We start from the raw sequence: 9,845 nt of genomic DNA, 5'->3' as shown, positions 1-9,845 counted from the left end.
CATCTACGGCCCCGGCCGCAACGCACTGGCGACGCTGCGGGCTGGCACGGCCCGGCGCATCATCAAGCCCGGCCAGGTCTTCAACCGGATCCATGTCGACGACATCGCTAGCGCGATCATGGCCGCCATTCACCACGGAAGCGGCCGGATCTGGAACGTCTGCGACGACGAGCCCGCGCCGCCGCAGGACGTGATCGCCTATGCGGCGGAGCTGACGGGCGTTGCGCCGCCGCCCGAAGAGCCGTTCGCGACAGCCGAGATGTCGGCGATGGCCCGCAGCTTCTATGCCAGCAGCGCCCGTGTCTCCAACGCGAAATTGAAGCGCGAGCTCGGCATTACACTTGTCCACCCGACCTATCGGGACGGCATCGATGCGTTGTGGCGCGCGGGCGAAGGACGATAGTTCCGGCATCCCCGGCGCGTCCCAGACATGCCCCGCCCGCGCTTGACTGGCCTACGGCCTGCTCGATCCGGACCCGCTGGCGCACCAGCCCTCGACCGAGTTCGAATACGGTTTTTCGATCGACGTGCTTGGTGCTGTGGTCGAGAAAGTGAGCGAGCAGAAGCTCGGCGATTATCTCGCCGCCAACGTCTGGCAGCCGCTCGGCATGAAGGATGCTACCTTCCACCCGACCGACGCGCAGCGCCCTCGCCTCGCCCGCCCCTTTGCCAACGACCCGCTGACCGGCAAGCCGCAAGTCATCAAGCTGCTGGACACGCCGACCAAGTTCGGCGGCGCCTGCTCGTTCGCGACGATCGGCGACTACCTCCGCTTCGGGCAGATGCTGCTCAACGGCGGCGAGCTCGACGGCTAGCGCATTCTCGGTCCGAAGACCGTGCATCACATGACGACCAACCACCTTGGCCCCGAGATCAAGAACAACGTTGCCAACGTCGAGCCCCATCGCGGCGGCTTCGGCTTTGGCCTTTCAGTCGCGGTGCGCACCAGCGAAGGGCTGTCGTCGGTCCCCGGCAATCCCAGCGAGTTCACCTGGAACGGTGCCTACGGAACGCAGTTCTTCTGCGATCCCAAGGAGCGTCTCGTCGTCGTGGTGGGAACGGCTGCGCCGGGCGAGCTCAGGAAATACTATCGCGAGCAGGTTCAGGACATCGTCTATGGCGCGATGACGAAGTGAGATCGTTGCACTGAGAATGAAAGGGCGGCCGATCGGGCCACCCTTTCGTAGCTGGCGTATCTAGCGTCAGCTCAACACGCCGTACTTCTTGAACCAGGCCTGTGCCTGCTTCCACGCATCTTCCGCAGCGTCCTTGCGGTAGCTGCCGCGATAATCGGCATGGAAGCCGTGCGGCGCTTCGGGGTAGATCTTGAATTCGGCCGTCTTCTTGTTCTGCTCGAGCGCGGCCTTCATCTGCTCGACCTGCGCGACGGGAATGCCGGTGTCGGCACCGCCGTAGAGGCCGAGCACCGGCGCCTTCATCTCGGGCGCGAGCTGCATCGGGCTCTTCGGCAACAGCGGATTTTCGGGATCGACCAGAGTCCCGTAAAAGGCAACGCCTGCCTTGAGGGTGCCGCTGTGCGCGGCATATTCCCAGACCGTGCGGCCGCCGCGGCAGAAGCCGACGATGCCGAGCTTGGCGGTGTCACCGCCCTGCGATCCCGCCCACGCCACCGTCGCGTCGAGATCGGACAGCAGCTCGGCGTCCGGTTTGGCATTGACGACCGGCAAGAGGTTCTTGATCTCGGTGACCTTGGTGAGATCGACGCCCTTGCGGAAATAATAGTCGGGCGCGATCGCGAAGGCGCCGAGCTTGGCGAGGCGCCGCGTCACGTCCTTGATGTATTCATGCAGGCCGAAAACCTCCATCGCCACGATGATCACCGGCGCCTTGGTGTTGCCGGCAGGACGGGCGAAATAGGCGGGCATCTCTTCGGAGCCGATTTTGATCTTGGCGTCGCCAGCCTGGAGACCGTTGGCGTCGGTCGTGATCACCTCGGCGCGCACGGGCCCGGCCGCAAGCGTGTAACCGGCGGCGACCGCCGCGGTGGCGCTCATGAATCCACGGCGCGAGAGCGGGGCGGCTTTCGTCAATCCGACGACGTCGGACGTCATGGTGGTTTCGAAGCTCATCGGTCGGTCCCTTGCTGCTGCCTATCGTGCCCGCGAGGGCGACGCATTCGCCAATAGTTGCCGGGGAAACGCAAGTCACCGGCCTGCGAGCAGGGGCCTAAGACGATGCGCGAGCTGTCCGGATCGATCGTGTGTCCGATTTAACCGCGTGGCGGCGCTGCAACGCAACATCCATTAACCGAAAATGGGGGTTCTTCCGCTGCACTCCGCACGGTCCGACGTTGCAGACACTTCGCTCCTTCGCGCCATTCGAAACGGTCTCCCGCAATAAATGGGCTCGACGGTGGCCGCAACGATACATCATGTTGCCCGGATGCCGCGCGCGACCGGAATGCATCACGCGAACCACCGTCATTTGATTGAAATTTTCGGATGACTCGAGCGGTGCGATTTACTCGAACTTTCTTTGTGACGCCCTAGTTCCACCCCCGGAAGTTCCATCTCCGGCAACGGAAAGCTTCTTCCCCACGCACGGCCCGCGCGTTCGGCAACGGACGAAGGCCACTCGCGGACTTCATTCTCGTCCACCCAGATTGCGCTAACCAAGGCTCAATTGAATAAAGCTTCATCCGACCGGAACTGAAATGAATTTGGCTCGCGAATCGATTGAACTGTTGGAGCAGGTCGCACGGATCCTGTGGTTCGAAGGCACCAAGCACGGCTTGCGCGACCGCGAGTGGATGGCGCTGCGATTTCTCTCCCGCGCCAACCGCTTTTCCCGGACGCCTTCGGCGCTCGCGAGTTACGTCGGCACCACGCGCGGCACCGCCTCGTTCATCATCGGGGAGCTCGAGCGGCTCGGCTATCTCGAGCGGAAACGATCGGCCACCGACAAGCGCTCGGTGATGCTGAGCGTGACGCAGCAGGGCAAGAAGTTCCTGGTGCGCGACCCCGTCAACGTTCTCGTCGAAGCGATTGCCGTCCTCGACGACCAGGTCAAGATCCGCTTCCGCGACACGTTCCGGCACGTGCTGGATCAGTCGGACGCGGCCGAGCAGCGGCACCATACCGACGTTTGCAAGCGATGCATCTTCCTCCGGGAGGAGCGAACCACCACCGACAGCAAGGCAACGGCTGAATTCAGCTGCCGCCTGTTCCGCTCGCCGATCGCGGAGGCGGAGGTCGATCTGCTATGCACCAGCTTCGAGCATCACCGCCAATAGGCGGCGTTCGATCAGGGCGTCGCCTTGCGTGACGAATAGATGACGCCCCCGCTCGACTCCACCACCAGACGACCGTTCTCGTTCCTGATCTCCTCGATGCGGCCAAGGCCGGGCACCTGCTGTCCCAGCACGGCTTCGATGACGCCGTTCGGGCTCTGCAGGATCGCAATTCCTTCGTAGGCCTGGCGGACCGACCACCCCTTGATCACCTTCCGCGGCGCCGACGCGCGCTCGGACGGAGACACCGAGCCCGTGACCTCGGGCGCTGCGACCGAGGCCATCATCGGCCCTTGCTGCGAGGCGGGCTGCGATTGCACCATCGCCGGTGCCGGAGCCTGGACCTGGGCCTGAGCGAGCTTGTCGAGCTTCACCGTCGAGGACGAACTCACCCGCTCGATGCGGTCCAGGTTCTCGGCGAACCTGCCGAAGCGGTCATTGGTCGCCTTGCTCGATTGATCGACCGCGGTGCGCAGGCCATCGAGATTTTCAGACACGCCCGACATTTGCTTGCGCAATTGCGCGACGGTCTCGCGCAGATTTCTGATCTCCGTATTGGCCGCAACGTTGCTCTGGGCGGGCTGCGTGGCGAGATAGGCGATCACGCCGGTGCAGGCACACACCACAAGCATGGCGGCGACCGCCAATGTTGCGAGCGGCGCAACCCACGTCGGACGGGGCGGCGGGGGCTTGGCCACGATCACGGCCGGCTTGATCACGGTCGTCGCGGGCTTGGGTATCGCCATCTTGTCGAGACGTGCCTTCGCGCGAATGCGTTTCAGCCCCTCGAGCGCCTCCTTCGCGAGAGCTTCGTCGCTCGCCGCGGCCGAGACGCGCTTTGCTCCCGCAACAGGCTTGCTCGCGGGCACCGTATTGTCCTTTGCATCGCGCGGCTCGGGAGCAGGCTTAACCGTTGCGGAAACATCAGCGGTCGCGTTGGGACGAGCTTGTCCATCGGACAACATGTGAAAATGCTCCGTTCGGTTCGATCTGTCGAACGATGACGTTATTTGCCGAAGCTTGCCTGAAACGTGCGCATCGAAAGATTTTCATCACGCGCGATGCGACACTCCATGGCCCAAACGCGCCATGCACGTGGCGAGAGTGCGACTCGAAAGACACACACTCGCCAAGATTTCGCCAAGCTGGAGTCTCGCCGATACTCGTGAGTCGAATTGTCGCACGTGGAAAGGCGTGCGAGAGGGTCAATCCCGGGTTGAAAACCACTCGATATGCGTGACTCCCAGCACCACCCAAAATAGCTGTAATTGTACGGGGATGCGGAACCATACAACCATTGCGGTGCAGAACTAGTTTAGCAACTAAATCAACTGATGCGATTGAATACACCAAGAAACAACTCGAAACAAACCAACAGCATCAAGCACACGTAGCAATCGCTTTGTGGCGCACGCTTGATCGGGAATCGGCAATCGTTACGGTCCTAGTCAAGTGATTCTCGTCAGTTGGCGAGGAGATCGACACAGGTTAGTGGCGTCCGGACGCGATGAGCAACTTGGCGCAACTGGTCTAGGTCGTTTCTCAATCCGCTCCGCGAGGTGATCCGTAAGACACCCGCCGAGCCTCACGCAGTAAGCGTTCAGTATCGAGTCGAAGTACCAGGCCTGCGACACGCAGGCACTGAATGCGTAGGGCTGCCCGCGAATATCGAAACCATAACAACGGTTCGCGGGAAGGAATGTCGTCAAACAGCATCGTTGCCGAGCCGGGGCATCACAACAACCAACCGGCCGCAACAGTTGCGAAACAGGGGCGAAAGACTGATGTATATTATCGTTGATGATCGCGAGAGCGTCGCGAACAGCTACGTCGGAGGGCTCGTTCGCGAAGGCGTATCGTCGATCGGATTCTCCTCCGGGGAATTCTGGGACTGGCTGCAATCCGCAAGTGAATCGGATCTGGCAGCGGTCGACGCCTTCCTCCTCGGGGATTGCGATGCCCGCGGAAGCCTGCCGCGGGCGATGCGCAAGCGTTCCTCGGCTCCCATCATCGCCGTGAGCGGCCAGAAAATGCTCAAGAACACGCTCGAGCTGTTCGAATCGGGCGTCGACGATGTCGTGCACGTGCCCATCCACCTCCGCGAGATCCTCGCCCGAACGGCCGCGATCGCGCGCCGCCGGGTGGGCGAGCTGCCAAGGCCCTGCGAGACCAGGATCCAGGTCTTCTTCAACGGCCGTGACCCCGAGATCGCGGGCCACGCCCTCACCCTGCCCCGCCGCGAGCTGCGCATTCTCGAATATATGGTCAGCAATCACGGCAAGTGGATCACCAAGACGCAGATCTTCAACGCGGTCTACGGCATCTTCGAGTCCACCTTCGATGAGAGCGTGATCGAGAGCCACGTCAGCAAGCTGCGCAAGAAGCTCCGCGACCGCCTCGGCTTCGACGCGATCGTGGCCCGGCGCTACGTCGGGTACCGCCTCGACATCCCCGCCGGCGGGACTCTCGACGAGCCGATGCAGGAGCTCGACGAGGTCGGCATCCTCCTCAACAGGGCGCATGCCGTCCCGGCGGCCTACCCGGCCGGAAACTGAGGCGGCGCGAGCCTGCCACGAAACCGGCAACGGCCTCCGCGAAGCAGCTTCGCGGAGGCCGTTGTACGTTATGAGCCGATGGGTTGAGCCCTGCTAGCGCCCGGAGGTCCGTTCCCTCCCCCCTTGTGGGGGAGGGAACGGAGAGAATATCGCTGTGTCGGCCGAGCGCGATTCGATTTCGAAGCGTCGCGCGCTACGGCTTCGACTGGAATTCTTCCTTGGATACGTAGTTGAAATCCTCGACCAGGACGTCCTGGACGATTTCAGCCTGCATCCGCTCGTTGACGCGCTGCTTGATGGCCGTGGTCAGGACGGAAAGGTCGTAGCGGGCGAGCTTCCTGAAGTCGAGACGGTCGTCGGCATAGATCCTGCGGAAAGCCTCGTCGACGACGAACGGCTCCGGCGGAACGTTGAGCTGGTGCATGGTCCGCGCCTCCACGGTGTAAACGAAGCGCGCGACGATATAGCCCTGCACATTGCCGTTCTCGACCATGGGCACGCTCAGGGCCCGCGTCTTCTGGTATTGCAGCCCGTCGAGATATTCGTCCTTTGCCGGCAGCAGGCTGCCGTTTTCCTTCCAATAGGCCACGGCATAGCTTGTGCCCGCGGTGAGGATGCATACCCAGAGCCCGGCCAGCACCAGTCTGATCATTTTCCGTCCTGTGCTGCGCGACCGGTATAGGTGCCGTCCGACTCGGCCTCCTTGATCGCCTTGACGATGATGCCGGCGACCTCGCGCACCGCGTCGTAGTGCATTTCGAGGATCGAGCGGTTGCGCTCGAGCTTCTCGCGCAGCCGCTGAATCTCCTCGGTGACCTCGACTTCGCCGCCGAGATGCATCCGTGCCCGCATCAGGCGGACGAATTCGAGCATGCTCCGGCTCTTGCGCGCGCTGAAATCGTCGAAATCGATCTTCTGACCCGTCGCGAGCGCGACGGTCTCCTCCTCGACGATGCTCTCGAGCCGACGGATTGCCGCCAGCAGGCCGCGCACCTCGTCCGATCTCGCCGCATCCGCGCCATCGACCACGGCCTCGCTGCCCACGATCGGAAGCAGCACGGGCAGCAGCGCATTGGCTGCTGCCGCTTCCGTCGTCATCGCCTCGATGTCAGCGACCGGTTCGATCACCATGGCCGCCGCGCCTTCTTGTGCCTGCATAGGAAATTCACCCCTCAACGTCTGTCACCCATTCCTCGGATCATCATCCGGCCTTGCCGGCATTGTTCGGGCCCGGCGGATGCGCGGCGGCGAGCCGCTCGGCGATGCCGATGCCCTTGCCCTTTGCCAGCTGGTTGCCAAGCTGCTCCGCCAGCATCGACTTCCAGACGCCGCCGGCCGTGCCCTTGCCAAAGACCTCCTCCGATTCCTTCGGCAACATCGTCTCGACGAAGGTCTGGAGGATGAACGCTTCGAACTTTCGGTACACCTCGCCGGATGCCGGCGCCTTGATCACCCGCACCGGCGCCCCGTTCACAGCGTCAGACTGCGCCTCGGACACTTTCGTCGCGGATTGACCGGCGGCCGCCGCGGCCTTGCCGGCCTCCGCGTCCATCGTGGCGGCGAAGTCGGCGTCGGAAGATTTCAGCGCATCGAGCTTCGCGGTCGCCGCGCGCTGCGCCACGGGATCGGCGGCCTCGAGGACGTCGAGAACGAGGTCGGGCGTCGCTGTCACGATCATGTCTTGTTCCGGTTGGCTGGCCGCGGCGTCCACGCGCGCACGGCAGGGCTTAGTCCCGTCATCTCCTCGAGGACCCGCTTCTCCGCGTCGCGGAGCTTGTCGGCCAGCGCCGCCTTCGCGACTTCCTCGAGCTGCTTGACGCGACGGCTCTCGCTGCGAACCTGGTCGAGCTGCTGAGCGGCCTGCGCCTGAACCTCGCGCGCGCCGACGCTCGTCCGGTTCAAGCGCCGCGCGATCGATTCGCTCGACGAGCCCGCCGGCGGCTTGCCATCGTTGAGGGCTCCCACCAGCCATTCCTGCTCGTCCTGCAGGCTTCTCTCCTGTTGCCGCAATTGCGCGAGCTGCCATTCGGACAGCCGGAGCTGGAGCTTCACGAGCGAGACCATCCGGCCGAGCTTGTCCGCACGCGAGGTCATGACCGTCACTCCGCGAGCCACGACGAGACGCCGAGCATGAATTGCGTCAGCAATTCGTCGCTGGTGAGATAGAGCAGCAGGAAACCGCCGAACAGCACGAAGGGCACGGAGATGAAATAGACCGGAATGGCCGGCGTCAGCTTGTTGATCAGGCCGACCGCCAGGTTGACGATCACCGAATAGACGATGAAGGGGCTGGTGATCCGCAGCGTCAGCACGAACGCTTCCGACAGGCGGCCGACCAGCTGGTCGAGCGCCATGCCGCCGCCGAGCCTGCTGCCGGGATGCCAGACGTCGTAGGAGTTCATCAGCCCGCGCAGGACCTGCCAATGCTGGTCGGTCATGAAGAACAGCGTGGTGACCGACACCATGATCAGCGGCACCAGCGCCGGCGCCGGATCGCTGTCGGCAACCGGCGTCCCCGGGATGTTGCTCAGGCCGATCGCGCTCGCCATCACGGTCGCCATGGTCTGGAGCGCGAGGAAGAACACGCGGCCGCCGAGCCCGATGACACTGCCGACCAGGAGCTCCGAGCAGATCAGGAGCGCCAGCGTCAGCGGCGCGGCGTTGTCCGTGAGAGGCTTCAGCACCGCGATCAGGATCGGCGCCAGCGCAAACGTCGTGACCAGCGCGACGAACAGGCGGACCTGGGCCGGAACGTTGACGCTGGAATAGCCGGGCACCAGCATCAGGCAGGCGCCGATGCGGCAGAACACGATGAACGTCACCAGCACGCTGTCGGCAAGGCCGGAGATCACGATACGGCTCCGAGGGCCCTGATCTCGGCACTGCGCGCGACCTCGACATGCGACAGCACCGGCAGTGTCGGGAACACCCGCTCCAGGATCATCCGGACATAGGGGCGCGCTTCGGGCGTCACCGCCAGCACCACGCTGGTGCCGCTCTCGGTGAACTTGCGGATCGTGGTGCTGGCTTCGGTCGCGAACTGCTCGATCAGGCGCGGATCGGCGTCGAACTCGACGACGTCGCCCTTGGCGTCGCGCTTCAGGCTCTGGTGGAACGCGAGATCCCAGCGGTTGCCGAGACGCACGACATTGAGCACACCATTGTCGGAGAGGTCGCCGCAGATCTGCTGGGCGAGCCGCGTCCGCACATGCTCTGCGACCTGCTCGGAGCGCCGCACATGGGGCGCGATCTCGGCAATCGCCTCGAGGATCAGATGAAGGTTGCGAATGGAGACGCGCTCGGCCAGCAGGATCTTCAGGATCGCCAGCAGGCCCGAATAGGAAATCTGCGACGGGCAGAGATCCTCGACCAGGCGTTTGTATTCGGGATCGAGCCGATCGAGCAGCGCGCGCATGTCCTTGTAGGACAACAGCTGGGCGAGGTTCGCCCGGATCACTTCGCTCAAATGCGTGAGCAGCACCGACAGATTGTCGACCGGCTTGCAGCCCTGCCGCTTGACTTCGTCCGTGAAGGCTTCCGTCACCCACAGCGCCTTCATGCCGAAGGCGGGTTCGACCACCTCTTCGCCCGGCACGTCGGGCTTGCCGTCCTTGTCGACCAGCACGAGCACCTCACCGAGCCTGAGCTCGCCGTGGGCGATGCGCGTGTCGTGGATCCGGATCTGGTAGCTCTTGGGATCGATCGACAGATTGTCGGTGAGCTTGATCTCGGGAACGACGAAGCCGTACTGCTTGGCGAACTTCTTGCGGATCTTGGCCACGCGGTGCGCAAGCTCGGTGCGCGAGCCTAGCAGATGGACCGAAAGATGGCCGCCGAGCGCCAGTTCGATCTCGGCGGTCTTGAGCTGGTCCTTGACGGATTCCTTGGCCTCGGTCTGGGCACGCTCGTCGGCCTTGAGCGCCGCCTCCTTGCGCTCACGGGCCGCCTGCTGCTTCGGCAGCGAGTAGCCGACGAAGGCCATGACGCCGCCGAGCAGCACGAAGGGCGCCAACGGCAGCCCCGGCATCAAGGCGAGCACG

The 9,845-nt window shown here is 63.8% G+C and carries 10 protein-coding genes and 2 pseudogenes; 4 read left to right on the top strand and 8 right to left on the bottom strand.

Annotation, left to right across the window (positions count from 1 at the left end; translation table 11 throughout):
• Both MOV74_RS20890 and MOV74_RS20885 read left to right on the top strand, forming a co-directional pair.
• Window positions 1–403: pseudogene (locus tag MOV74_RS20890) on the top strand (NAD(P)-dependent oxidoreductase); the annotation flags it as partial.
• A gap of 73 nt (window positions 404–476) precedes the next feature.
• Window positions 477–1,136, top strand: a pseudogene (locus MOV74_RS20885) (serine hydrolase domain-containing protein); the annotation flags it as partial.
• A 66-nt stretch (window positions 1,137–1,202) separates the two neighbouring features.
• Here MOV74_RS20885 and MOV74_RS20880 read toward each other — a convergent pair.
• Window positions 1,203–2,090, bottom strand: coding sequence for a dienelactone hydrolase family protein (locus MOV74_RS20880; protein WP_246926189.1), 888 nt, complete (start codon window positions 2,088–2,090; stop codon window positions 1,203–1,205).
• Window positions 2,091–2,674: 584 nt separating this feature from the next.
• Here MOV74_RS20880 and MOV74_RS20875 point away from each other — a divergent pair.
• Window positions 2,675–3,253, top strand: coding sequence for a MarR family winged helix-turn-helix transcriptional regulator (locus MOV74_RS20875; RefSeq protein ID WP_246926187.1), 579 nt, complete (start codon window positions 2,675–2,677; stop codon window positions 3,251–3,253).
• 11 nt (window positions 3,254–3,264) lie between these two features.
• On the opposite strand, the gene MOV74_RS20870 is transcribed toward MOV74_RS20875, so the two are convergent.
• Complete coding sequence (locus tag MOV74_RS20870; protein WP_246926185.1) at window positions 3,265–4,215, bottom strand: hypothetical protein; 951 nt, start codon at window positions 4,213–4,215, stop codon at window positions 3,265–3,267.
• Window positions 4,216–5,034: 819 nt separating this feature from the next.
• Between MOV74_RS20870 and MOV74_RS20865 the strand changes: the two genes are divergently transcribed.
• Complete coding sequence (locus tag MOV74_RS20865; RefSeq protein ID WP_246926183.1) at window positions 5,035–5,805, top strand: response regulator transcription factor; 771 nt, start codon at window positions 5,035–5,037, stop codon at window positions 5,803–5,805.
• A gap of 193 nt (window positions 5,806–5,998) precedes the next feature.
• Here the strand turns inward: MOV74_RS20865 and MOV74_RS20860 are convergent, their stop codons facing one another.
• From MOV74_RS20860 to MOV74_RS20835, 6 genes are all read right to left on the bottom strand, one after another.
• A complete protein-coding gene (locus MOV74_RS20860) occupies window positions 5,999–6,457 on the bottom strand; it encodes a hypothetical protein (protein ID WP_246926182.1) in 459 nt (152 codons plus the stop codon).
• On the bottom strand, window positions 6,454–6,963 hold the full coding sequence (locus MOV74_RS20855; protein WP_246926180.1) for a flagellar biosynthesis protein FlgN: 510 nt from the start codon (window positions 6,961–6,963) through the stop codon (window positions 6,454–6,456). Before MOV74_RS20855 ends, MOV74_RS20860 begins: the two co-directional genes overlap by 4 nt.
• Before the next feature lie 43 nt (window positions 6,964–7,006).
• Window positions 7,007–7,483: a rod-binding protein gene (locus MOV74_RS20850; RefSeq protein WP_246926178.1), complete on the bottom strand. Its 477-nt coding sequence runs from the start codon at window positions 7,481–7,483 to the stop codon at window positions 7,007–7,009.
• Window positions 7,480–7,899: a hypothetical protein gene (locus tag MOV74_RS20845; RefSeq protein ID WP_246926177.1), complete on the bottom strand. Its 420-nt coding sequence runs from the start codon at window positions 7,897–7,899 to the stop codon at window positions 7,480–7,482. The genes MOV74_RS20850 and MOV74_RS20845 overlap by 4 nt, the downstream gene beginning before the upstream one ends.
• Before the next feature lie 5 nt (window positions 7,900–7,904).
• Window positions 7,905–8,657: a flagellar biosynthesis protein FliR gene (gene fliR / locus MOV74_RS20840; RefSeq protein WP_246926175.1), complete on the bottom strand. Its 753-nt coding sequence runs from the start codon at window positions 8,655–8,657 to the stop codon at window positions 7,905–7,907.
• Window positions 8,654–9,845 (bottom strand): FHIPEP family type III secretion protein (locus tag MOV74_RS20835; RefSeq protein ID WP_246926172.1); only part of this gene is annotated, 1,192 nt, incomplete at its 5' end. The genes MOV74_RS20835 and fliR, both read right to left, overlap by 4 nt.

This window comes from Bradyrhizobium sp. SHOUNA76, assembly GCF_023006445.1.
Lineage (GTDB): Bacteria > Pseudomonadota > Alphaproteobacteria > Rhizobiales > Xanthobacteraceae > Bradyrhizobium.
The sequence above is the reverse complement of the archived record's forward strand: the minus strand, read 5'-3'. Positions and strand labels throughout refer to the sequence as shown.

Bases quoted from the DNA above. Each gene is read 5' to 3' on its own strand.
- MOV74_RS20850 (WP_246926178.1), bottom strand. From the start codon at position 7,483: ATGATCGTGACAGCGACGCCCGACCTCGTTCTCGACGTCCTCGAGGCC.
- MOV74_RS20880 (WP_246926189.1), bottom strand. From the start codon at position 2,090: ATGAGCTTCGAAACCACCATGACGTCCGACGTCGTCGGATTGACGAAA.
- MOV74_RS20855 (WP_246926180.1), bottom strand. From the start codon at position 6,963: ATGCAGGCACAAGAAGGCGCGGCGGCCATGGTGATCGAACCGGTCGCT.
- MOV74_RS20845 (WP_246926177.1), bottom strand. From the start codon at position 7,899: ATGACCTCGCGTGCGGACAAGCTCGGCCGGATGGTCTCGCTCGTGAAG.
- MOV74_RS20870 (WP_246926185.1), bottom strand. From the start codon at position 4,215: ATGTTGTCCGATGGACAAGCTCGTCCCAACGCGACCGCTGATGTTTCC.
- MOV74_RS20860 (WP_246926182.1), bottom strand. From the start codon at position 6,457: ATGATCAGACTGGTGCTGGCCGGGCTCTGGGTATGCATCCTCACCGCG.
- MOV74_RS20865 (WP_246926183.1), top strand. From the start codon at position 5,035: ATGTATATTATCGTTGATGATCGCGAGAGCGTCGCGAACAGCTACGTC.
- MOV74_RS20875 (WP_246926187.1), top strand. From the start codon at position 2,675: ATGAATTTGGCTCGCGAATCGATTGAACTGTTGGAGCAGGTCGCACGG.